Raw genomic sequence first — 21,699 nt, forward strand, 5'->3', positions numbered from 1 at the left:
CTAGTTACCCTGTTTGGTCGCGACGTGGAGATGCACGCTGCCAAAACCCCCGACTTGCTCGTGGTAGACATCGAACCCGAAGCTCTCGAACAGTGATGACATGTCACGGATCACATCACCGGACCGCTTCCAGACGCCGACCAGCGCGCGGCCCAGCCGGCTCCCATCGTGCGGGTAGCCAACGTCGATCAACACCAGCCGCCCACCTGGGCGCAGCACGCGGCGCAGTTCGGACATCGCTTGCCGACCGTTGGGGTAGCCACTGAAGGCCATGGTGTTGACGACGGTGTCGAAGTGGCCGTCGGGATAAGGAAGCGCCTCGACGTTGGCTTGCCGCAAATCGGCGGTCACGCCCGCCCGTCGCAGATTGCGCCGCGAAATCGCCACCATGCGCTCGTTGAGGTCCACGCCGTGGGCTTCGAAGTTGCCGGCATAGCGCGTTAGCAACCAGCCGGTGCCGAACGAGACCTCGAGGACACGCGGGCCCCGGATGTGCGGAAGGGCCGAACCGATCCAGCGCCGCCACACTGGCAGTGCCTTCACGGCCAGGTCGTAGGGGCGGGCCAGCCGCGAGTAGAGACGATCAAACCGTGACGTGAACGCTTGGGCGTCACGGGGCTCGGCAGAGTAAGGACCGTCCGGCGAAGTTCTGCTGGCTCAACGCGGCTGGCTCACCGCCCAGTTCCGGCGTCGCCCACGCCGGGCGCTACGCGCACGGAAACAGCGCGGCGGCTTCCGCGGCTTGTGCCCACTGCTCGGCAAACAGCTTGCTGATGGTGTCCAGCGCCGGGGTCAGTGGCTCGACGGTGCGGGAGACCAGGGCCCGTTCGTCGATGGCGGCCACCGGGTGCCAGTACACGCCGTCGGCGGTGACGGTCACCTCCGGAACCAGCGACTCCCGGGTGAGCGCCACCCCCTGCGACGCGACGCCCTCCAACGCGATCGGCCGGACCAGCTGATCCGGGCGTGCGATGCCGAGCTGATCGAGGAAGTCGTGAAACGCCGCCAGCTCGCCGGGTCCCGGGGAGGCAACCGTCGCCGCCACTCGTACCCGGAAGCCCAGCGAGAGCGCCAACCGGATTCCGGCGACGGCCTTGGCCCACGTTCCGGCGCCGCGGTGCGAGTCGTGCAGCTCCGGGGTGGCCGAGTCCAGGCTGATCTGCAGGACAAGCCCGTCGCGGGGCAGGGACTCGAGCGCCTGCCGCGCCCGGCCCTTGAACACCATGCCGTTGGTGAGCACGGTGGTGGGCAGCGTGTCGACACAGCTTCCGATGATGGTGTCGATGTCGGGCAGCAGGAACGGCTCACCGCCGGTGAGGAACAACTCACGCACCCCCCAGTTCGCCGCCTCGCGGACGATTCGGGCGATACGTTCCGCGCCCAGCTCTCGACGCGGGGCGGTCGGTGACGACGAGACACAGCAGTAGTCGCAGGACAGGTTGCAGTGGAAGTTGGTGTACAGCCACAGCCGCACCCCGGGCAACCGGTCGGCGCCCAGAACGCTTGCCGGATCGGGCGGATGGCCGCGGCGCACCACCACGGTGCCGACGCCGGCCTGGTCCACGTCGGCACGCACCAGGGTGTTTCCGGTTCGCGCACACCACCGTTCGGCGAGTTCACGATCTCGGTGGCAGCAGACGGGAACCTCGGCGGTGGCTCCCTGCGCGAGACCGCCCACTCGGCGCATCAGATCCAGGATCACCATCGTGGGTCGATGCCCTGCTCCCGCACAGCCTCGAACAACGGCTTATACCCATCCAGGTGGGGAGACACCCACCGTCGTAAACCCTCAAGTTCCAGGATCTTTCGCTGCTCGGGGTCATCCCAGCTCATCGCCAACAACCGGTCGAGCCACGGCTGGTAGCGGTCGGCGGGCAGCGTGTCCAGTGCGGTGAACATGCAGTGGCAGTAGCCATCGGTGCGCCACACCTCGGCCAACGACTCCCCCATCAGCTCCGCGGCGCCCATACCCGTCCACGTCGAGCTGCCGATCGCCGCCACGTCGGCCTCACCGGCCAGCACGGCGTCCACCGCGTCGAGCTCGCTGCGACCCGTATCGCCGTGTTTACCGATGTCGGTGTTGAAGCGGATGAGCTGCAGCTCGGATTCGGCTATCCCGGCCCGGCGCAGGTAGTAGAGCGGCAAGATCGCCGCATGCGCGGAGTCCGCGGACCCGAGCGCAAGGCGTTTGCCGGCGATGTCTTGAGGTCCGCGCAACCCGCTGCCGGCACGTGCGACGAACACGGTGCTGTAGCCCACGTCGGTGTCGCGTTGAGCCAATGCCGTGCAGTGCCCGTCGGTTTGCAGCACGGTGCGCACATAGGCCAGGTTGGTGTTCCAGGCAATGTCGATGTGGCCGGCGATCAGCGAGTCGACCAGCCGCCCGTAGTTCGAGTAGAGCACGAAATCCATGTGGGCATCCGGGCTTTCGGTGTCCTGGAAGTAGCTTCGGATGCCTTCCCAAATCGGGACCACGTTGGGTGTGTATGCGACTGCCCCGACGATGAGCGGATCGCCTGACATATGCCCTCCTAGAACAGCGGCAGCCCGGTGACGGCCCTACCGTAGAAGTCGTACAGTGCGTCTGCGGTGGGCGCCATCACTGACCCTGCCCGAGCGTCCCGGAAGGCGCGTTCGATGGGCAGATGCTTGGAGAACGCCGCCCCGCCGCACACTCGCATCGCCGACTCGGTGATGGTGAGCGCCGCGTCGTTGACCGACGCCTTGACGCCCAGCACGTGGGTCAACGTGGTGTCATCGGGCGAGCTCACGCTGTTGGCCGCCACCTCGAGGTACGCCTTTTGTGCGGCCAGTGCGGTGCCCATCCGGGCGATCTGCGCGCGGATCGTCGGCAGCTCGGCCAGGCTGCCACCGAGATGCTCCAGCCGGGCGCTGCCGACGTGTTTGACCGCGGCACCGGTGGCGGCGGTCGCCAGACCCAGTGAGACGGCTGCGTTTCCGAGATTGAACCACGGCAGCACCGTCTCCATCATGATGCCGAATCCACCGCCCACCGCGCCCAGGCGATACGAGCCCGGGATGCGGATGTCCACCGACATCGGCGCGGAGGCATTGCCTCGCAGGCCCATTCCGGTGAAGGTGCCCGACACTCGCAGGCCCGGTGTGTCCGCCGGAACGGCGTAGAGGTCAACGTCCCCCGCGGCTCCGTTGGCCGAACCGGCCGAGACGACATAGACGTCGGCGAACCCCGCCGAGGTCACCCAGCTCTTGTCGGCCCGCACAGCGACGTCGTCACCCTCCACCGATGACGTGGACACCGGGGCCCAGAAGTGTGAGCGGGAGCCCTTCTCGCTGAACGCCAGCGTGCCGAGTTGTTTCCCGGAGGCCATGTCCGCCAACAGATTCGGTAGACCCGGCGGGGGTGCCGCCGCGACGGCGACGGCGGCGGCCACGTGCATCAGGTAGATCATCGCGGTCGATCCGCACGCGGCCGAGAGTTGGGCGACCACGTCGGTGAATTCCACTGGGCCAGCGCCCATTCCGCCGACCTCGGAGGGCAGCACCAGCCCAAGCAGACCCGATGTCCGCAGCGCGGCCACCGCCTCGGCGGGGAAGGCACAGTCCGCGTCGACCCGCTCGGCGTGTTCTGCAGCGACGGACACGACTTCCTGCAAAACCTCCGGTGCGGCCATCACGCCCCTTCCACCCGTCCGATCCTCAATCCTGTCGCCAGACTCACCACCGCGGCGCACACGAAAACGGCTGCGGTGGTGTTTGTCCCGCCGAGCCACACCCCGGTCCTGCCGACTTGCAAGTAGATGGAGGCCGCGGCGGCCACCGCGGCCGCCGCGACGACGAAGGCGACCGCGCGCCAACCGAATTTGGCGGCCGCCAACATGGCCAGCGCGATCGCGATCAACAACACCGCGCCACGGAGGTTGTATTCGCCGAGCGAGAATTCCAACGGCCGAATCCCAACGTAGGCGGGTCGACCGGCGCCCGCGCCACGCAGTACCGCGACAAGGCCGATCAACCCAAGCACGGCTCCCCAACCGCCGAGCAGCCGTCCCGCCATCGACCGGGCGGCCGCTGGCGTGGTCGCCGCGCGAACGGCGTCGACGGCGGCGTACCGGGTCGAGGGGGCCAAGAGTAAGACGACATGAATGCCGAGCAGCATCGCGTACGCCCACGGCCACTCCCCGGGCGACTCGGCCACCGACAGCCCGATCGCGGTCGCCTGAACGATGCCAATCAACGCGGCCAGCCGGACGGCCGTCCCCGTCAGCAGCAGCACCGCCAGCGCGGACTCGGCGAACAACACACCCCACCCGAACGCGGTGAAGTACGGCAGCACGGCATGCTCGATCACCCAGCTGAACGGTTTGAACACCGGATGTTCGATCGCCAGATGGGTGAAGTGGTACAGCCCTCCCTGGCTGCGCTCCCCGAAGTCCGGCGGTACCTTCCAGACCACGTTGTACAGCCAGATCAGCCCGGCCAGCAGCCGAAGACCGGTCAACGCGATCAGACCACCGGTTTCCGGCGGCGCCGCGGGCGAGAACAACAAATCCGTGCCGCGTCGAACTCGGGCCGTCGTCATTCGGGCAGTATCACACGCGAGAGAAGATCGTGGGTAGCGCTGGTCCGACACGGCGAGCCGTCTCGGAGACATCCGGCCTTGGCGCGCGATGCGGCCGCACCGACCACGGATTGAGCGATACCCGGCCTGGCCAGTGGGCGCGTTCGCGGACCGCGCTGCGGTGGTCTCTGGACGCGGGACAATTGGACTCTACGTGACCTCCTACGGTGACGGGCACCATTCACCGGGTGTCCTTACGTCCGAGCGAGCGGTCGATGTCGAGTAGTTGATCCACCGACCATTGGTCATCGGCGTGACGTCCGTAGTGCACAGCGACAACGGTTCCGTCGGGATCGATGAGGAAGTCGGCGGGCAATCCCAGATGCGTTGTGCCGGCACCGAGTCCGACGCCCGCCCGTTCAGGATCGTTGCGATGCAACATCGCTGCCGCCCCGCGCAAGGCCGCCCACCATGCCCGCGGATGAGTGACCGCGCGCAGGCTTGTCTCAACTCCGAACTCGCGATAGAGCAGCCGGTCGGGGTCGGCGATCACGGTGAACGGCAGCAAAGACTGGTAGCCGCGCAGCGCTTCGACCGGCGAGTGAAAGAACACCACTTCGGTGATTCCGCTGTCCGCGACCTCCTGATGCCGGTTGGCGAAACTGCGCAGATGCAGGTGGCAGATCGGACAGGCCGCGAACCGCCGAAACTGCAGGTGTGTCCTTCCCGTCGCCGCCGGCACGTCCACCGCCTGGCCGTTGATATCCTGCAGGCGGCAGCTCGGAACGGCTGCGCCGCTCGACAATCGACTAGGCATCCCAGCACCATACAGATTGGGGGCGCCCCATAAGAATCGGTTTGTCAGCTCGCTGACAGTGCCCCTCCCGTCGATCGCTCCTGGCCGACGTCGCCCGTCTCGTCACCGTGGCTGCGTCGGGCGGACAGGTAGCCGAGGCTGGCCACCACGAACGGCACCGCGTAGTTGAAAGCCACCTGTAACCAAGTGACCATGTCGGCTCGACCCCCGGCGATGACGGGCCCCTGATTGACCGCTGAGAGCAACGTGCCGACGACGAGTGCGATCGGTGACGCGGCGCGAACGGTGTAGCCGCGCAGGAACATCGCCGCTGCCTGGCTGGGGCGCGACCACGTCGCGTGTAGGTGTCGAGGCATCTCTGGTTACCACCGGTTGCTGCGATCAGTGCCGCGCAAAACGGGCTCGCATCAGCAGCACGCCCAACGTGGCGCCGAATATCAGGTGTTCGATGATGAACGTAGGATAGCCCACCAAGGCAGCCATGTTCCGGATCGGATTGCCGGCGCCCAGTACTGCTGCGGCGATGGGCAATCCAATCCACGCGCTGACGGCGAAGACGATCGCGCCCCACACCAGTCCCGCTATCGGCACTATCAACCCGTGGGCGCGGACAAGCCGAATGAGAACCCCGAATACCGCTCCGTAGATCGCGCCGACCATCATGTGGATGAGCGCTCCGACTACGGCTGGCCCCAGGACGAATGTGACCGGATGACCGGCCGTCGCCTGCACCATTGACGCCATCATGGTGTCGGGCGCGAGGACGGCCGACGCGATGTGATACACCGGCGTGAAGAACCCCGTGTGCTGGTAACTGGCCGCCGCGAACATCGCGTACATCGCCATGAAGACCGAGGCGACCAAGCCTGCGCCGGCACCCCATCCGGCTGCCGTGCTGAGCTCTCGGGCGGTGACCCTCGCTGCCGCTTGCGAACCGCGTGCGATGATCATTGCTTGCTCCTTTCGATCGACTTGATTACCTATTCAGGGCAAGCCAAGCCGCACACGATCCACGCTCAAGCACAATTGTCAGCGCGATGACAGCATCGGCTTGCTGTCGAGGAGGGACGATGTCAGACCGGCCGGTGGGCCCACTCCGGCATATCGTGCAGTCGCTGACCGGCGGCGAGTCGGCTTCCGAGGCGCAGGTCCGACAGGCAGCCTGGATTGCGCGCTGCGTCGGCCGCGGCGCCTCGGCGCCACTGCACCGCGACGACCTGTCGGCGCTGGCGGAGACCTTGCAGGCCAAGGAGTTTGCCCCCGGGGCAGTGGTTTTCCACGCCGATCAGCCCGCGGACGGGGTGTGGATTGTGCGGCAGGGCCAGATCGAGCTCGCACTCGGCTCCGGACGGCGGCGTGCCGTGGTGAATATCCTTCATCCCGGCGATGTGGACGGCGACATCTCGCTGCTGCTGGAGATGCCGATGGCTTACACGGCGCGCGCTTTGACTCAAGCGACGTGCCTGTTCCTGGACCGGCTGGCGTTCGAGCGGCTGCTGGCTACCCACCCGGCTATCGCGCGGCGGTGGCTATCGAGCGTGGCGCAACGGGTGTCGGCGGGGCAGATCAGGCTGATGGGCATGCTGGGCCGCTCGCTGCCCGCGCAGGTGGCGCAGCTCCTGCTCGACGAGGCCGTCGATTCCCGTGTCGAACTGGCCCAGCGCACCCTGGCGGCCATGCTCGGAGCGCAGCGACCGTCGATCAACAAGATCCTCAAGGAGTTCGAGCATGACCAGCTGATCAGTATTGGGTACGCGGTTATCGAGATCACCGACCTCACTGGGCTGCGGGTACGAGCGCAATGACGGTTGCCGCTAGCAGCCCCGAACGTTCGGCCAGGTGGCATGCGGTGTCCAGCGGTCCGACGTTGGCCAATGCCTCGCAGCGTCTGCTGCAGCTGCGGCGCGCCGGTTGGTGACCAGCCGACGGGGTCACACTGACGACGCTGGGTCGCGGTCACACGTGAGCCACCCCGCTGAGTAACCCGAATCGGACGGCGCAGTTGTTGAGCGAACGCCCGAGGTCTTGGCGGTCTCGATGATCGGGCACACCGTAGCGTCAGTTGTCTTACGTGCCCGTCGCGCATGATCGATGGACTCCACCAGGTCGGCACGTAGACTCGCGAGTTCGGCTGTCACTCGGTCGATTTCGGTGATACGCTGCGTCAGCGCCGCGATCACAGCGGCGCACGGCTCGGCGCCTGCGCTGTGCACCGCCAGGACTTGGCGAATCTCATTCAGTCGCAGTCCCAGCGCACGGGCTCGACGGATGAACACGACCCGCACCGCCACCGCCGGATCATAATGCCGATACCCGTTGGCGGATCGGGCCGGCGGGTCTATTAGTCCTCGCTCTTCGTAGACGCGGAGGGCCTTTCGGCTCACCCCAGTCGACGCGGCGAGCTCCCCGATGCTCAAGTGGCCGTCGCTCATGGTTGTCGTCTCCCTTGCTGCGCTGCCTTGACCTTTCCCCTGGGGACGGGTTCTACCGTCGGCGATACCGAACGATCCTGCAAGGAGCTGGTAACGATGCCGTTGCGTCATGGTGAGGTATACATGTGCCCGGATCCGAAGTGCGGCTGCGAACTGACCGTCACCAAACCGGCGCCGCCGGACTGTCCAGGCACCCAGAACCCCACGTGCTGCTGCGGGAAGACCATGCAGAAGAAGTAACCGCAACGCCGCACCCTCCGCCTGCCTCGTGCACGCCGCCGCAGCGGGTAGACGACGGCTGCGACCAAGGCCACCAAACCGGCAGCGATCGGCCACGGATTCGACAGCAGCCCACCCAGGCCGGTCAGCGCGCCAGCGGCGACCAGGGCCGGTCCGGTTATCGCGTCAGGGTTGGTGGCTGATGCGCATACAGGCGGCCAGGGCGGCGGCGTTGTCCGCGGCCAAAGACCTGGCCAGCAGCACCAGGTCGCCAACGCGCGGGTCGGTGACCTGGTAACGGGAGAATCGGCCCTCGCGGCGCACCTGCACGTAACCGCAGTCGGAAAGACACGCCAGGTGCGTCGACACCCGGCCCTGCGACACGCCCACGTGTGCAACGCATTCAGTGACGTTGTGCTCCTCGTGCAGCAGGAACTCCAGCAGCCGCAGCCGGACCGGATCGCCGAGGGCTCGGAAGAACTTCGCCACCATCTCCACGCCGTTGGGTTCGCTCGGCAACAGCACGATCGCCGCACGTCCGGCCGCATCGGTCATCGCGTGGTCACCCCATAAATGTTGTCATATTCGGATCAGAGGATAGACTCTACTCTACCATTGTGTCATCCGTATATGAGGATATATTGCGACGGTTGGAGGAAGCGTGCGGTATGACCTGGCGATCATCGGCTCGGGGGGTGCGGGCTTTGCCGCGGCGATCGCGGCCCGCACCAAAGGCCGCAGCGTGGTGATGGTCGAGCGCGGCACCGTCGGCGGGACGTGCGTGAACACCGGTTGCGTGCCGTCAAAGGCGCTGCTGGCGGCCGCCGAAGCCCGCCACGTCAGCCAGGAAGCGCGGTTCCCGGGGATCACATCGGCCCCGTTCGGTGTCGACCCGCGGAGGCTGATCGGCGGCAAGGACGAGCTGGTGGCCGCGCTGCGGGCCGTGAGGTACCGCGATGTCGCCGCCGCGTACGGCTGGAACATGGTGGCCGGCACTGCACGCTTCGTCGACGGACCCATGCTTGATGTCGCGCTTAGCGCCGGTGGCACGGAGCGCCTGGAAGCTCAGCACTACGTGATTGCGACCGGCGCAGCACCGTGGGCGCCGCCGGTCGACGGCCTGGCCGAGGCCGGGTACTTGACCTCAACCACGGCAATGGACCTCGATGCGCTGCCGTCATCGATGGTCGTCCTGGGCGGCAATGCGGTCGGCCTCGAGCAGGCCCAGCTGTGGGCGCGGCTCGGCGTCGACGTCACCGTGGTGGAGGTGCTCGACCGGCTCGCGCCGTTCGAGGAGCCCGAGATTTCCACCATGATCGAAGAAGCGCTCGGCGGCGAAGGCGTCGGCGTGCTCACAGGCGCGGCCGTAACACGGGTCAGGCGTGATCACCGTGGTTACCGAATCACCTACACCGGCGCAACCAGGGCCGCGGGCGAGCTGCGCGCCGAGCAATTGCTCGTGGCGACCGGGCGCCGACCGGTCACCGAGGCGCTGAACCTTTCCGCGGTCGGCGTGAAAACCGGCACCGCGGGGCAGGTCCTGGTCGACGAGTATCTGCGCACCAACAACCGGCGAATCTGGGCCGCCGGCGATGTCACCGGCGCGCCGCAGTTCGTCTACGTCGCCGCCGCGCACGGGACGCTGGTCGTCGACAACGCATTCGACGCCGCCCAGCGCAGCCCGGACTACTCCGCGTTGCCGCGGGTGACCTTCACCAGCCCCGCCATCGCCGCGGCCGGACTCACCGAACACCAGGCGCTCGACGCCGGTTACGAGTGTGAATGCCGGGTGCTGCCACTGGAGTACGTTCCCCGCGCGATCATCAATCGGGACACCCGCGGGCTGATCAAACTCGTCGCCGAACGCGGCTCCGGTCGGCTGCTCGGTGCGCACGTGATCGCCGACGGCGCCGGCGACGTAATCGTCGCCGCGGTGTCCGCGCTTGCCAGCGGGGCCACCATCGCGCAACTGGCCGAGCAGTGGAGCCCGTATCTGACCATGGCCGAGGGCCTCAAGCTTGCCTCGCAGACGTTCACCCGCGACGTCACGAAACTGTCGTGTTGCGCGTGACGAGGAACGCCATGAACAACCCCACGGCCGACAACACCGTCGCCGCCAACCTGTGCGAAAAGCTCTTCGGCGCCCCCAACACCGTCGGTGCTGGCACCCGATCGCACCTGTTGAGGGTCGCGCTGCGGCTGCTCGCCAACGGCGAGCCCATCAGCCCGGCCCACCTCGCGGCCACCGCAGGCGTCTGTAAAACCGAGCTTGAAAACGCCACCGCCAGTACAGATATCGAATACGACGACCAGGGCCGCATCGTCGGCTGGGGCCTGACAGCAGTCCCCACGCCACACAGATTCACCGTCAACGGCAAACAGCTCTACACCTGGTGTGCCCCTGACACCCTCATCTTCCCGACCGTCATCGGACACGCCGCTGATATCGAATCACCTTGCCCGACAACGCGAACCATCATCAGGCTCACCGTCGACCCCGACGCCGGCATCACTGCACTCGACCCGTCGACGGCGGTCGTGTCAATTGTCGACCCGGGCGACATCGACACTCACGCGGTGCGCGCGTCCCTGTGCGACCCGCAACGCTTCTTCGCCACGGCAGATGCCGCCCGAGACTGGCAGTCCCGCCACCCCGGCATGCGGGTCCTTCCGGTGGCGGAGGCCTACACCTCGATCATCCGGCCGTTCGCTGAGGCCATGCTCGTTGACAACGGACCGCGCGGCTGCTGCTAAGAGCCCTCGACTCATCGGCCGCTATCCGGACCCGGGCGGCTGGGCCGCAGATGCGCACCGGCCAGCCTGGTCGTCCAGTTCGACACCGTGGCGGCCCGTACGCCCACCGTGTCGGGATCATGCCACGACAAACGTCCCCCAATGGATCGGCTGTGTGGCCCCGGGCCCAAACTCGATCAGCTTGCCTATCAACACTTTTCGCCACAACGGCCGGGCGGACCAGCACAACTGCCCGCGGTGTTGGCACGCAGCGTGGTGTCGGCGTCAACGACTTGCCGATGGCGACAGCGTGTCGGGTTGACATGACCAAACAATCAATTGAACATCCGACGGTCTGGATCAAAGAATGGAGCTGTGGCGTGCACGGGGCAAAGAAGCTGATCTTCGAGCAGTTCGCGCTGGTCGGGCAAGCGCTGTCCAACGGTCATCGGTTGGAGCTGCTGGATCTGCTGGTGCAGGGTGAATGCAGTGTGGACGCACTGGCTCGGGCAGCGGGGCTGACGTTGGCCAATGCCTCGCAGCACTTGGCGCAGCTACGGCGCGCCGGCATGGTGACCAGCCGCCGGGACGGCAAACGCGTGATCTATGCGCTATCGGACCCGCAGGTGTGGGACCTGGTGCGCGCGGTGCGCGGGGCGGCCGAGCGCAATCTCGCCGAGGTCGATCACCTGGTGCGGCAGTACTACACCGACAGAGACAGCCTGGAACCGGTCAGCCGAGACGAGTTGCGGGCCCGGGTGGCCGCCGGGTCGGTGTTGGTTCTCGACGCGGCCGGCCGAGGAATACGCCGCCGGGCATCTGCCGGGCGCGGTGAGCATTCCCCTCGACGAACTGGCCGAGCGGCTAGACGAACTTCCGTCTGGCATGGATATCGTCACCTGCTGCCGAGGACCGTATTGCGTGTATTCCTACGACGCGCTGGAACTGCTGCGCCCCCGCGGTTTTGCCGCCCGCCGCCTCGACGGCGGGTTCTCCGAATGGCTGGCCACCGACCTGCCGGTCGTTCGATCGTAGACAGGCAAAGCACCAAGCATTCCCAACGGACAGGAGCTATCAGATGACCGTCATCGACCCCGCGGTGTCCGCACAAGAGGATGCCGCGATCGGCCTGTTCGAAATCACCGATCACATCACGATCGACGCCACGCAAGGCGCCCGGACCGTCGACATGTGGTGCCCCGTCATCGGTGACAGCGCGTTTCAGCGCGTGCTGGACATCGAGGTGACCAGTGAGGATCCCTACGACCTCACGCGTGAAACAGAATTCGGAAACCTGATCTTGTACAGCCGTGTGCGCTCGGCGAAAGCGGGGAGTTGGTCCATCCGCTATGTCGTGGAACGCCGGACGATCGGGCATGCCCCGGACCCGACGCGGGCCCGCCCCTTGGCAACGGCGCAATTGTTCGCCCGCGCCTTGACACCAGAGGCACATGTCGATGTGGACGGGCGCACCCGCACGCTGGCCCATGACGTCGTCGGCCCCGAAACCAACCCGCTCGAGCAAGCCCGTCGCATCTACGACTACGTCACCGGCGCAATGGAGTACGACGCGACCAAACAGTCGTTCCTGGGCAGCACCGAGCATGCCCTGACCTGCTCGGTGGGCAACTGCAACGACATCCACGCGTTGTTTGTCTCGCTGTGCAGGTCGGTCAACATTCCGGCGCGATTCGTGCTCGGTCAGGCTCTGGAGCAACCGCAGCCCGGTGTGCAGGATTGCGAGGTGTGCGGCTACCACTGCTGGGCGGAGTTCTTTGTCGCCGGCCTCGGTTGGCTACCCGCGGATGCCTCCTGCGCGACGAAGTACGGTACCCACGGCCTGTTTGCGAACTTGGCGGCCAACCACATCGCCTGGTCGATCGGCCGCGACATCCTGCTGGCCCCGCCGCAGCGAGCGGGCCGGAGCCTGTTCTTCGCCGGCCCCTACGCCGAGGTTGACGGCAAATCCCACCCGCCGCAGCGCCAAATCCGTTTCACCGCAATGATATAACGGGTCACACGGCTGAATTGATCGACTGAGGAAGGAGCCGCAGGTGGCGACCATCGCGGCAAGCCCCACGCACAATGCCCTGCGCAAGGCTGCGCGCCGGCTGCTGCCCCTGCTGTTCGTGTTGTATGTGATCAACTTCGTCGATCGTGCCAACATCTCGGTCGCCGCCCTGGCGATGAACGCCGATCTGCGCCTGAGCGCCACCGCATACGGTACCGCCGCCGGCGTCTTCTTCCTCGGCTACGTCTTATTCCAGGTTCCCGCCAACGCGGCGCTGGCGCGCTTCGGCGCCGGTCGCACGCTCAGCGCGGTTGTCCTGGCTTGGGGCGTGTGCTCGACGGCCACGGCCTTTGTCACCAGCGCTCACACCTTGTATCTGGCGCGGTTGGCCCTCGGCGTCGCCGAGGCCGGCTTCTTCCCCGGCGTCATCGCGTACCTGACCGTGTGGTTTCCCTGCGCGCAGCGAGCCCGCGCCGTGGCCACCTTTCTGCTGGCCATTCCGGTCGCCAACACGGTCGGCTTGCCGCTGTCTGGGCTGATCGTCGGCCACGTGCAGATGGCCGGGCTACCCGGCTGGCGGGCGATGTTTGTGATCGAGGCGCTGCCGGCACTGGTGCTGGCGCCGCTTCTTCGCCGGCTGTTGCCGGACAGCCCTCAACGGGCAAGCTGGCTCACCGCCGAGGAGCGCGCAGAGCTGTCGGCCCGGCTGGCCGAGGACACCCTGGCCCCGGCCGATCGCTCGAGCGGAACCGGTGGGCGGCTCGTCCTATTCGCCGTGACCTATGGGGGACTGTATTTCGCCCTCTATGCGTTGCAATTCTTCCTCCCCCAGCTGGTCGCCTCGCTCGCACGCGACACTGCCACCCTGACCGCTGCCACCCTCTCGGCCCTGCCGTACGGTGTCGCCGCGCTGGCCATGCTGGCCTGGAGCCGCCGCAGCATCGACCGCGCCGGCGCCCGAATTGGCCATATCACGGTGCCCACATTGGCCGCGGCCGCCGCCGCGTTCGGTGCGGCCTTCAGCCCGATGTCACCGATGGTGACGCTGGGTTGGCTGACGATCGCCATCGCCGGAATCCTGGCGGCCATGCCCGCCTTCTGGAGCCGCTGTACCGCAGCGCTGGCCGGTCCCCGGGTCGCCGTGGCCATCGCGGCAGTAAATACCGCGGCCAGCCTGGCGAGCTTCGCCGGACCCTACGCCACCGGCTATCTCAAGGACGCCACCGGCACCTACCATGTCGCTTTGCTCGCCGTCGCCGCCGCACTGGCTGCCGCGGCGGGGTGCGGCCTGCTACTGCGCCACACTGACCGGATGGCATCGCCGGCGCCCCCGTTCGTCTGACCTGACAGCGACTATGCGAAGGTCCCCAACCACGTCGTCACGGCGTACAGCACGCCGTAGGTACCAACCGCTATTGCCAGCACTGTCACTAGCCGCCAGCGCAATCGCCGGATCGCGTTGATGCTGCACTGGTTTCGTCGCCGCAACACCATCCACACCAGCAACGCGAGCACCGCGAGGCCACCGGCGCGGAACCACCACGCATAGTTGTCGTAGAGGTCGTTAGCCCACGCGAAAGCCGTTGCCGCGGTCACGATCCCGAGCAGCGCTAGAATGGTGGGCCCGACACAACACAGCATGCCGACCACCCCGCCGGTGATGCCGATACGCCATATCGGCAGCCGATTCGCGGCCGCGTCGCGGTGGTCCGGCTTTTTCGCGAGGTTCTCGGTCACGTCGCATCGTGCTCCCTTATTCACCCAGTCATGCCGGTCACCCTCGGGTTCGCCTTCGACGGTCACACCCTTCCAGAACGCGACGTGATCCGGCGGGCCAGTGGACTGGGGCGGCGGTAATACCAGGCGGCCTCCGGGTTGACGGGACCATCGGGGCCGTCCACGATGACGTTGTAGTAGTGGGCCAGACCCTTCCACGGGCATATCGACGTGGTGGGGCTTTCGATCAGATGCTCGCGCTGCAGCGACTCGGGCGGAAAGTAGTGATTGCCCTCCACCCGCACGGTTCGCGGCGCCTCCGCGAGCACTGTCCCGTTCCACACAGCGCGGATCATGGCATCGGCCTCCTCACTAACTGCTGCATGTGTCACTGTCGATAGTGCACGCGCTCAGGGCGCGGTGCGCAGTCGAACTGTCATCGAGGTGACACGATCGATCGGGTCACCGGCGGATTGTTCGGCTGCTGACGCTTGCCTACCGCGCACGGATATGGGGTGATCTGGTGGGACCGTGGTGAAGAGGGATCGTGACGAGGTGTTCATCGAGTACACCAAGAGCATCTGCCCGGTGTGCAAGGTGGTGGTGGACGCGCAGGTCAACATCCGCGACGACAAGGTGTACCTACGCAAGCGTTGCCGCGAGCATGGCGGTTTCGAGGCCCTGGTGTACGGGGACGCGCAGATGTATGTGGAGTCGGCTCGGTTCAACAAGCCCGGCACCATTCCGTTGCAGTTTCAGACCGAGGTGCGCGACGGCTGCCCCAGCGACTGCGGGCTGTGTCCGGACCACAAACAACACGCCTGCCTGGGGTTGATCGAGGTCAACACTGGCTGCAACCTGGACTGCCCGATCTGTTTCGCCGACTCCGGCCACCAGCTCGACGGCTACGCCCTCACGCTGGCGCAGTGTGAGCGCATGCTCGACGCGCTCGTGGCCGCCGAGGGTGAACCCGAAGTCGTGATGTTCTCCGGCGGCGAACCGACGATCCATAAGCGGCTTCTCGATTTCGTCGACGCCGCCCAGGCCCGGCCGATCAGGACCGTCATCATCAACACCAACGGCATCCGGTTGGCATCCGACCGCCACTTCGTCGCCGGGCTGGCCGACCGCAACCGCCCCGGCCGTCCGGTGCATGTTTACCTGCAGTTCGACGGGCTGGACGAAGACACCCATCGCGCCCTACGAGGCCGTGATCTGCGCGAGGTCAAACAGCGGGCCCTGGACAACTGCGCCGAGGTGGGCCTGACGGTCAGCCTGGTCGCCGCGGTGGAACGCGGCCTCAACGAGCACGAGCTGGGCGCGGTCATCCGCCACGGCATGGCGCAGCCCGCGGTGCAATCGGTGGTATTTCAGCCGGTCACCCACGCCGGCCGGCATGTGCAGTTCGACCCGCTGACCCGGCTGACCAACTCCGACATCATCCATGGCATCACCGCGCAGCTGCCCGAATGGTTTCAGGCCGGCGACTTCTTTTCGGTGCCGTGCTGTTTTCCCAGCTGCCGATCGATCACCTACCTGCTCACCGACGGCGAACACGTCGTCCCGATTCCACGGCTGCTGGAGGTCGAGGACTACCTCGACTACATCTCCAACCGGGTGATCCCCGATCTGGCGATCCGACAGGCGCTGGAGAGCCTGTGGTCGGCGTCGGCGGTGCTGGGCACCGACATCACCATCGAACAGTTGCACACAGCTGTCCGCGCGTTGGATTGCGCAGACGCCTGCGGAATCAACCTGCCCGACGCCATCGCCCATCTCACCGACCGGATTTTCGCGATCGTCATCCAGGACTTCCAGGATCCGTACACCCTCAACGTCAAGCAGCTGATGAAATGCTGCGTGCAACAGATCACCCCGGACGGGCGGCTGATCCCGTTCTGCGCCTACAACTCGGTCGGCTACCGCGAGCAGATCCGCGAACGGCTCACCGGGGTTGCGGTGCCTGACATCGTGCCCAACGCCGTCCCCCTCGCCGGGATGCTGGCCGACTCCCCGCACGGATCCAAAGTGGCGAACCGCAACGGCGTCCCGCGCAGCGGCGCCGCGCGCGACGCCACCAACACCGGCTCCAAAGCGGTGCCCCGATGACCATGACGCAGCATGGCATCAAGATGTGTTGTGCCCAAGCATATTCCAGCGACCTCGTCGCGTTGCTGCTCGGGCAGTCCTACCATCCGGGCGGGGCGGCCCTGACTCGCGTGCTCGCCGAGGCGCTCGGACTGGGTTGCGGCAAGCGGCGAGTGGCCGACGTCGCGTGCGGGCGCGGCGCCACCGCCCGGCTCCTGGCCAGCGAATACCCGGCGGTCACCGTCGATGGGGTTGACCTCAGCGAGGTCAACGTCAATCGGGCACGAGCCGCTGTCGCCCAAGCCGGGCTGGCCGAGCGGGTGCGCTTCCACCATGGGGACGCCGAAGAACTCCCGCTGCCCGACGACACCTTCGACGTGCTGGTGTGCGAATGCGCACTATGCACCTTCCCCGACAAGAGCGCCGCCGCCCACGAGTTCGCGCGGATTCTGCGTCCGGGCGGGCTGGTCGGCATCACCGACGTCACCGTCACCGACTCCGGCCTACCGGCAGAGCTGACCACACTCACGGCGTGGGTGGCCTGCATCGCCGACGCGCGCCCGCTGACCGACTACACCCGCATCCTCGCCGGGGCCGGATTGCGCACGCGGCACAGCGAATCCCATGACGTCAGCCTGCTGCGGATGATCGACCGCATCGAGGCCCGCATTACCGCGCTGCGCATCGCCGCGCCCACCATGCTTGTCGACAATGGTGTCCAGCCCGACCTCGTGCTGACCTACACCCGGCTGGCGCGTACCGCGGTGGAAGCCGGACAGATCGGATACGCGCTGATCATCGCCGAGAAGACATGACCCGCGTGCGAGCGCCCATGCCGAGGCCTTAGACCTGGGGACGGCGCCAGCTAAAAGGGCGGTGGCTCCTCGGGGTCGCCGACGGGTGTTGCACAGGCCGGTGCTTCCACAAGGTGACTAGCCATGCGCTCGTCACGGTTGCGGTGGCGTTCGGTGGTGATGTAGTGGGCGCGGTTTTGCGCCCGGGTGCCGGCCCGTCGCGGCATCATCGCGGTGGGCTCCGCGCAGCGGTCGGCCCGGGCCTGCTCGGGTGCGGGCGGGTCACCGGTGGGGGTACACAGGCTCGGGAACAACAGCGCGCTGCCCGGGGTGGTGACATAGGTCTGGTCACCCGGCAGCGTCCAGATGATGGTGCCGTCGGGCAGTTGTTTGTCCTGCCAGCCCCAAAAAGTCTTCATCAAATGATGAAATCTGCACAGACACTTGACATTTGACGCATGGGTGGCCCCGCCATCGGCGAACGCGATGGTGTGATCCAGGTCGCAGTGGGTGGCCGGCCGATCACAACCCGGCGCCCGACAGGTCAGATCCCGGGCCCGCACGAACGCCGCCAGCTTGGCCGAGGGCCGATAACCCGACTCCGGCCCGGCCGGGACCAGGATCGGCTGCAGCCGGGCGGTTGCGGCCAACTCGGCCACCAACTCGGCCGGGATCAACCCGTCGCCGCCCAGCAGCGCTGCCGGTGTCTGGCCGCGGCCCTCCAGGCTGGCCTGCTCGGCCACCACATGAACCACCACCGCCGACACCGGGCGCCCCTCGGCGGCACAGTCGGTGCTACCGCAGCGGCAGGCCAGCCGATCCGCCCCGGCGGCCAACGCCCCCAGCGCGTCGGCGCGGCGCTGATCTGTGCTGCGCGGATCACCGGCACACACCGTGGCCACCAAGGCGTTCAGCCGCGCATCCAGTGCCTGGCCATCGGTGGCATACAGCCGAGCGTGCACGTCGGCCATCCCGTCCGCGGAATTCCAGATCGACACCTCCCGATCGCGGATCTGCTCACGCGCGCGGCGCACCGCATCCGGGTCGGCCACCGCCACCACCCGATCGATGGCCGCGGCCAGCTTGCCCTGGGTCATCGACGGCCAGCGGCCCACCCGCAGCGCCAACTCGGCATCCACCCGCGCCAGTATCTCGGGGTCGGTGATCAAATCGGTGCGATACACCAACGTCTGAAACATCCGGTAATCGATCTCCCCGGCGACAAACACCTGCCCGACTTTGGGCAGCCGCTCCCGCATCGCCCGCGCATAGTGCAGGTAGCTGCCGGCCAGGGCCAAACTCGTCCGAAACGCCGCGGCCACCTCGGCGGCCACCGCCGCCCAGGTATCCACCGCCCAATCCGCGCACTCCCCGCGCTCGACCCGGCGCAGCTCGAACAACTCCCCGATCAACGCCAACCGCGCCGCCGCCGCCTGCGCCTCGGCACACCCGGCGGCGCGCATCCGCTCGATCAACCCCCGCGACGTCGGGGTATCGGAAGGCTCGAAGTAGTCATGCAACCGTTTATCGAACACGTGTGCGAGTCTACCGGAACCCCCCGACAAGTGCACGGCTGGCGAGATCGGTTGGGTTCGATGGCACGGCTCCTCAGCGGCCCGTCCCGGCCCGCATCGTCGCCAGACCGGTAGCGTCGGCCCCGTGGCGCACCTGCTCAGAGCCGAGGCCGTACAACTGGCATATCCCGCTCAGGTGGTATTCGAGTCGGTCACACTCGGGGTGAACGACGGCGCGCGCATCGGCATCGTGGGACGAAACGGCGACGGCAAATCCAGCCTGCTAAACCTGCTCACCGGCCAACTGCAACCAGACTACGGTACCGAGTCACCCGCCGCGGCGGCTTGCGGGTCGGTGCGCTAATTAGAGCTCTCGGAGGCACTCGAGTGAATGGGTATCGGACGGTGCCGTATTGGCCCGGCGAAGCGCTGCTGGCGCTGTATCGACGCCGCGGCCCGGTGATCAACTCCGGAATCGGCATGCACGGCTACACCTATCTGCTGGGCGCCGAGGCGAATAAGTTCGTGTTCGCCAATGCCGATGCGTTCAGCTGGCGGCAGACCTTCGAAAGCCTGATTCCGGTCGACGGGCCGACCGCGCTGATCGTCAGCGACGGGGAAGATCACCGACGCCGCCGCAGCGTCGTAGCCCCCGGGCTGCGGCACCGGCAGATCCAGGACTACGTGCAGACTATGGTGTCCGCCGTCGACTCCGTCATCGACGGCTGGCATCCCGGACAGCGGCTGGACCTCTACCAAGAGTTCCGTTCCGCGGTGCGGCGCAGCACCGCCGAGAGCCTGTTTGGCCAGCGGCTGGCCATCCACTCCGACTTCCTCGGTGCACAACTGCAGCCCCTGCTGGACCTGACCCACCGGCCGCCGCAGATCATGCGGCTACAGCAACGGCTCAACTCGCCCGGCTGGCGGCGGGCGATGGCCGCGCGCAAACGCATCGATGACCTCATCGACGCCCAAGTCGCCGATGCGCGCACTCAACCGAGACCCGACGACCACCTGCTGACCACGTTGATCACCGGCCGCTCCGAAGAGGGCCCAGCGTTGAGCGACAACGAGATCCGCGATTCCATCGTCTCGCTGATCGCCGCCGGGTACGAGACCACCAGCGGCGCGCTGGCCTGGGCGGTCTACACGCTGCTGACTCTGCCGGGTGCCTGGGAGAGCGCCGCCGACGAGGTGGATCGCGTGCTGGCCGGCCGACCACCCACCCCGGGGAACCTGGGCGAACTCACCTACCTCAACGGCGTTGTCCACGAGACGCTTCGGCTGTACTCGCCCGGAGTCGTCTCGGCCCGCCGGGTGATGCGGGACCTCGCCTTCGACGGGCACCGCATCCGGGCGGGCAGGTTGCTGATCTTCAGCGCCTACGTCACCCACCGGCTGCCCGAATTATGGCCCGCCCCAACCGAATTTCGGCCGCAACGGTGGGACCCCGCGGCACCGGACTACCGCAAGCCCGCGCCGCACGAGTTCATCCCGTTCAGCGGCGGGTTACATCGGTGCATCGGGGCGGTCATGGCGACCACCGAGATGACGGTGATGCTCGCCCGCCTGGTCGCCAGGACCACCCTTCGGTTGCCGGCTCAGCGGGTCCGCGCGGGCCACCTTGCCGCCCTATGCCCGCGGCCTGGCCTGATCGTCGACATCGCCGGCTCAGTGCCAGCGCAATAGCACGAGTTCCGCGCAGAATCCGGGACCCATCGCCAGCATCAGCCCGGGGCTGCCGCTGGGCGGCGGTTTGGCGATGGTGTCGCGCAGGATATGCAGCACCGAGGCCGACGACAGGTTGCCAATTTCACTCAGCGATCGCCAGGTCAGCTCGAGCGCCTCCGGAGGCAGCTCGAGGCTGGTGGTGACCGCGTCGATGACCTTGGGACCGCCGGGATGGCTCACCCAGGCGCCGATGTCCTCCTTGGTCAGCCGATGCGCGCCCAGGAAGCCGTTGACGTCGTCGGGTAGGTACCGCTCGATAAGGGTCGTCAGGTCGGGAGAAAGCCGTAGCTGTAGGCCGTGGGAACCGACGTCCCACCCCATGATGTGCAGCGACTTGGGGTAGAGACAGCTGCGCGAATCCAGGATGTGTGGACCCCGGGCACCGATCTTCGCGGCACGTCGTTCGCCGACGGCGACCACCGCGGCCGCGCCGTCACCGAACAGGGCGGTCCCCACCAGGCCCGACACCGTCGGTTTGACCGCCGGGTAAGTCAGCGAGCATAGCTCAACCGAGATCAGGACCGCGACGCCGTCGGGCGCACCGCGCAGATAGTCGTGCAAGCGGGCCACTCCCGCCGCCCCGGCCACACAGCCCAGGCCGAATAGCGGCATCCGGCGTACGTCGGGGCGCAGGCCAATTCGGCCGGCGATCCGGGCATCCAATGACGGCACCGCAACGCCGGTGACCGTCGTGGTGGCGATCATGTCGATGTCTTCGGGTTGCAGGCCGGCCTCATCGAGCGCGCCCATCAGGGCCTCGATGCCGAGATCGACCGCCTTGTCGAGAAAGATCTCGTTCGCATCCCCAAAGTCGGTCAGCGCCGGGTATTGCTCCAGCGGCAGCACCAAATGGCGACTGTTGACTTTGGCGGCAGCGTGCAGACGCCGAACGATCTCCTCGTGCGCCTTGAGACCGGGGAACTCAACACATGTGTCGGTGATCTCACCCTGGCTATAGCGGTGCGGTGGCAACGCACCGAACACGCCCGCGATGACGCTCATGCATCTGCCCTCGTTTGTTGCTTACCCGCCCGTCCAGGACTCCCCTCAATATCCGAAGTTTAATCGCCCGATGCGCGGTCGTGCAAAATACGGCCGTATTCA

At 67.0% G+C, this 21,699-nt stretch carries 21 protein-coding genes and 3 pseudogenes; 10 read left to right on the plus strand and 14 right to left on the minus strand.

Annotation, left to right across the window (positions count from 1 at the left end; genetic code table 11):
• From G6N20_RS07500 to G6N20_RS07535, 8 genes are all read right to left on the minus strand, one after another.
• Positions 1–543 (minus strand): class I SAM-dependent methyltransferase, encoded by a 543-nt coding sequence (locus tag G6N20_RS07500; RefSeq protein WP_232065460.1) that lies wholly within the window; start codon positions 541–543, stop codon positions 1–3.
• 163 nt (positions 544–706) lie between these two features.
• On the minus strand, positions 707–1,702 hold the full coding sequence (locus G6N20_RS07505; protein ID WP_142271874.1) for an Rv1681 family radical SAM protein: 996 nt from the start codon (positions 1,700–1,702) through the stop codon (positions 707–709).
• Positions 1,699–2,523, minus strand: a complete 825-nt coding sequence (locus G6N20_RS07510) for an Rv1680 family SBP-like protein (RefSeq protein WP_083046425.1) — start codon at positions 2,521–2,523, stop codon at positions 1,699–1,701. Before G6N20_RS07510 ends, G6N20_RS07505 begins: the two co-directional genes overlap by 4 nt.
• Before the next feature lie 8 nt (positions 2,524–2,531).
• Positions 2,532–3,653, minus strand: coding sequence for an Rv1679 family acyl-CoA dehydrogenase (gene fadE16, locus G6N20_RS07515; RefSeq protein WP_083046426.1), 1,122 nt, complete (start codon positions 3,651–3,653; stop codon positions 2,532–2,534).
• A complete protein-coding gene (locus G6N20_RS07520; RefSeq protein ID WP_083046427.1) occupies positions 3,653–4,561 on the minus strand; it encodes an Rv1678 family membrane protein in 909 nt (302 codons plus the stop codon). Before G6N20_RS07520 ends, fadE16 begins: the two co-directional genes overlap by 1 nt.
• 220 nt (positions 4,562–4,781) lie before the next feature.
• Positions 4,782–5,357 (minus strand): peroxiredoxin-like family protein, encoded by a 576-nt coding sequence (locus G6N20_RS07525; RefSeq protein ID WP_232065461.1) that lies wholly within the window; start codon positions 5,355–5,357, stop codon positions 4,782–4,784.
• A 44-nt stretch (positions 5,358–5,401) separates the two neighbouring features.
• Positions 5,402–5,713 carry a nitrate/nitrite transporter NrtS gene (gene nrtS / locus G6N20_RS07530; RefSeq protein ID WP_169715448.1) on the minus strand — a complete coding sequence of 104 codons (312 nt, stop codon included), beginning with the start codon at positions 5,711–5,713 and terminating at the stop codon, positions 5,402–5,404.
• A 25-nt stretch (positions 5,714–5,738) separates the two neighbouring features.
• On the minus strand, positions 5,739–6,188 hold the full coding sequence (locus G6N20_RS07535; RefSeq protein ID WP_232065462.1) for a hypothetical protein: 450 nt from the start codon (positions 6,186–6,188) through the stop codon (positions 5,739–5,741).
• 239 nt (positions 6,189–6,427) lie between these two features.
• Between G6N20_RS07535 and G6N20_RS07540 the strand changes: the two genes are divergently transcribed.
• Complete coding sequence (locus G6N20_RS07540; protein ID WP_083046429.1) at positions 6,428–7,162, plus strand: Crp/Fnr family transcriptional regulator; 735 nt, start codon at positions 6,428–6,430, stop codon at positions 7,160–7,162.
• Between the two features lie 126 nt (positions 7,163–7,288).
• Here G6N20_RS07540 and G6N20_RS07545 read toward each other — a convergent pair whose 3' ends face one another.
• Complete coding sequence (locus G6N20_RS07545) at positions 7,289–7,900, minus strand: heavy metal-responsive transcriptional regulator (protein WP_083046430.1); 612 nt, start codon at positions 7,898–7,900, stop codon at positions 7,289–7,291.
• Positions 7,901–8,194: 294 nt separating this feature from the next.
• On the minus strand, positions 8,195–8,563 hold the full coding sequence (locus G6N20_RS07550) for an ArsR/SmtB family transcription factor (protein WP_083046431.1): 369 nt from the start codon (positions 8,561–8,563) through the stop codon (positions 8,195–8,197).
• A 106-nt stretch (positions 8,564–8,669) separates the two neighbouring features.
• Between G6N20_RS07550 and merA the strand changes: the two genes are divergently transcribed.
• From merA to G6N20_RS07575, 5 genes and pseudogenes are all read left to right on the plus strand, one after another.
• Positions 8,670–10,079 carry a mercury(II) reductase gene (gene merA / locus G6N20_RS07555; RefSeq protein WP_083046432.1) on the plus strand — a complete coding sequence of 470 codons (1,410 nt, stop codon included), beginning with the start codon at positions 8,670–8,672 and terminating at the stop codon, positions 10,077–10,079.
• Between the two features lie 11 nt (positions 10,080–10,090).
• Positions 10,091–10,762, plus strand: a complete 672-nt coding sequence (gene merB, locus G6N20_RS07560; protein WP_083046433.1) for an organomercurial lyase MerB — start codon at positions 10,091–10,093, stop codon at positions 10,760–10,762.
• Between the two features lie 359 nt (positions 10,763–11,121).
• Positions 11,122–11,776: pseudogene (locus G6N20_RS07565) on the plus strand (ArsR/SmtB family transcription factor).
• A 43-nt stretch (positions 11,777–11,819) separates the two neighbouring features.
• A complete protein-coding gene (locus G6N20_RS07570; protein ID WP_083046434.1) occupies positions 11,820–12,752 on the plus strand; it encodes a transglutaminase-like domain-containing protein in 933 nt (310 codons plus the stop codon).
• 43 nt (positions 12,753–12,795) lie between these two features.
• Positions 12,796–14,094 (plus strand): MFS transporter, encoded by a 1,299-nt coding sequence (locus G6N20_RS07575; protein ID WP_083046435.1) that lies wholly within the window; start codon positions 12,796–12,798, stop codon positions 14,092–14,094.
• A gap of 11 nt (positions 14,095–14,105) precedes the next feature.
• Here the strand turns inward: G6N20_RS07575 and G6N20_RS07580 are convergent, their stop codons facing one another.
• Both G6N20_RS07580 and G6N20_RS07585 read right to left on the minus strand, forming a co-directional pair.
• Complete coding sequence (locus tag G6N20_RS07580) at positions 14,106–14,489, minus strand: hypothetical protein (protein WP_083046472.1); 384 nt, start codon at positions 14,487–14,489, stop codon at positions 14,106–14,108.
• Between the two features lie 30 nt (positions 14,490–14,519).
• Positions 14,520–14,824: pseudogene (locus G6N20_RS07585) on the minus strand (DUF427 domain-containing protein); the annotation flags it as partial.
• 175 nt (positions 14,825–14,999) lie between these two features.
• On the opposite strand from G6N20_RS07585, the gene G6N20_RS07590 reads away from it, so the two are divergent.
• Positions 15,000–16,577 carry a radical SAM protein gene (locus tag G6N20_RS07590; protein ID WP_232065463.1) on the plus strand — a complete coding sequence of 526 codons (1,578 nt, stop codon included), beginning with the start codon at positions 15,000–15,002 and terminating at the stop codon, positions 16,575–16,577.
• On the plus strand, positions 16,574–17,371 hold the full coding sequence (locus tag G6N20_RS21095) for a class I SAM-dependent methyltransferase (protein WP_232065464.1): 798 nt from the start codon (positions 16,574–16,576) through the stop codon (positions 17,369–17,371). The genes G6N20_RS07590 and G6N20_RS21095 overlap by 4 nt, the downstream gene beginning before the upstream one ends.
• A 50-nt stretch (positions 17,372–17,421) precedes the next feature.
• Here the strand turns inward: G6N20_RS21095 and G6N20_RS07600 are convergent, their stop codons facing one another.
• On the minus strand, positions 17,422–18,813 hold the full coding sequence (locus tag G6N20_RS07600) for an HNH endonuclease signature motif containing protein (protein WP_163663224.1): 1,392 nt from the start codon (positions 18,811–18,813) through the stop codon (positions 17,422–17,424).
• Positions 18,814–19,009: 196 nt separating this feature from the next.
• Here G6N20_RS07600 and G6N20_RS07605 point away from each other — a divergent pair.
• A pseudogene (locus G6N20_RS07605) lies at positions 19,010–19,227 on the plus strand (ATP-binding cassette domain-containing protein); the annotation flags it as partial.
• A 42-nt stretch (positions 19,228–19,269) separates the two neighbouring features.
• Complete coding sequence (locus G6N20_RS07610; protein WP_142272215.1) at positions 19,270–20,553, plus strand: cytochrome P450; 1,284 nt, start codon at positions 19,270–19,272, stop codon at positions 20,551–20,553.
• Here G6N20_RS07610 and G6N20_RS07615 read toward each other — a convergent pair.
• Positions 20,536–21,597 carry a type III polyketide synthase gene (locus tag G6N20_RS07615; RefSeq protein WP_083052198.1) on the minus strand — a complete coding sequence of 354 codons (1,062 nt, stop codon included), beginning with the start codon at positions 21,595–21,597 and terminating at the stop codon, positions 20,536–20,538. The two genes, G6N20_RS07610 and G6N20_RS07615, sit on opposite strands and share 18 nt — an antisense overlap.
• Between the last annotated feature and the right edge of the window lie 102 nt (positions 21,598–21,699).

The sequence above is a fragment of the Mycobacterium shinjukuense genome (assembly GCF_010730055.1).
Lineage (GTDB): Bacteria > Actinomycetota > Actinomycetes > Mycobacteriales > Mycobacteriaceae > Mycobacterium > Mycobacterium shinjukuense.

Coding starts and splice junctions, on each gene's coding strand:
- G6N20_RS21095 (WP_232065464.1), top strand. CDS start 16,574: ATGACCATGACGCAGCATGGCATCAAGATGTGTTGTGCCCAAGCATAT.
- G6N20_RS07615 (WP_083052198.1), bottom strand. CDS start 21,597: ATGAGCGTCATCGCGGGCGTGTTCGGTGCGTTGCCACCGCACCGCTAT.
- G6N20_RS07520 (WP_083046427.1), bottom strand. CDS start 4,561: ATGACGACGGCCCGAGTTCGACGCGGCACGGATTTGTTGTTCTCGCCC.
- G6N20_RS07550 (WP_083046431.1), bottom strand. CDS start 8,563: ATGACCGATGCGGCCGGACGTGCGGCGATCGTGCTGTTGCCGAGCGAA.
- G6N20_RS07570 (WP_083046434.1), top strand. CDS start 11,820: ATGACCGTCATCGACCCCGCGGTGTCCGCACAAGAGGATGCCGCGATC.
- merB (WP_083046433.1), top strand. CDS start 10,091: ATGAACAACCCCACGGCCGACAACACCGTCGCCGCCAACCTGTGCGAA.
- G6N20_RS07545 (WP_083046430.1), bottom strand. CDS start 7,900: ATGACGCAACGGCATCGTTACCAGCTCCTTGCAGGATCGTTCGGTATC.
- G6N20_RS07540 (WP_083046429.1), top strand. CDS start 6,428: ATGTCAGACCGGCCGGTGGGCCCACTCCGGCATATCGTGCAGTCGCTG.
- fadE16 (WP_083046426.1), bottom strand. CDS start 3,653: ATGGCCGCACCGGAGGTTTTGCAGGAAGTCGTGTCCGTCGCTGCAGAA.
- G6N20_RS07510 (WP_083046425.1), bottom strand. CDS start 2,523: ATGTCAGGCGATCCGCTCATCGTCGGGGCAGTCGCATACACACCCAAC.
- G6N20_RS07600 (WP_163663224.1), bottom strand. CDS start 18,813: ATGCGCGCCGCCGGGTGTGCCGAGGCGCAGGCGGCGGCGGCGCGGTTG.
- G6N20_RS07525 (WP_232065461.1), bottom strand. CDS start 5,357: ATGCCTAGTCGATTGTCGAGCGGCGCAGCCGTTCCGAGCTGCCGCCTG.
- nrtS (WP_169715448.1), bottom strand. CDS start 5,713: ATGCCTCGACACCTACACGCGACGTGGTCGCGCCCCAGCCAGGCAGCG.
- G6N20_RS07535 (WP_232065462.1), bottom strand. CDS start 6,188: ATGTTCGCGGCGGCCAGTTACCAGCACACGGGGTTCTTCACGCCGGTG.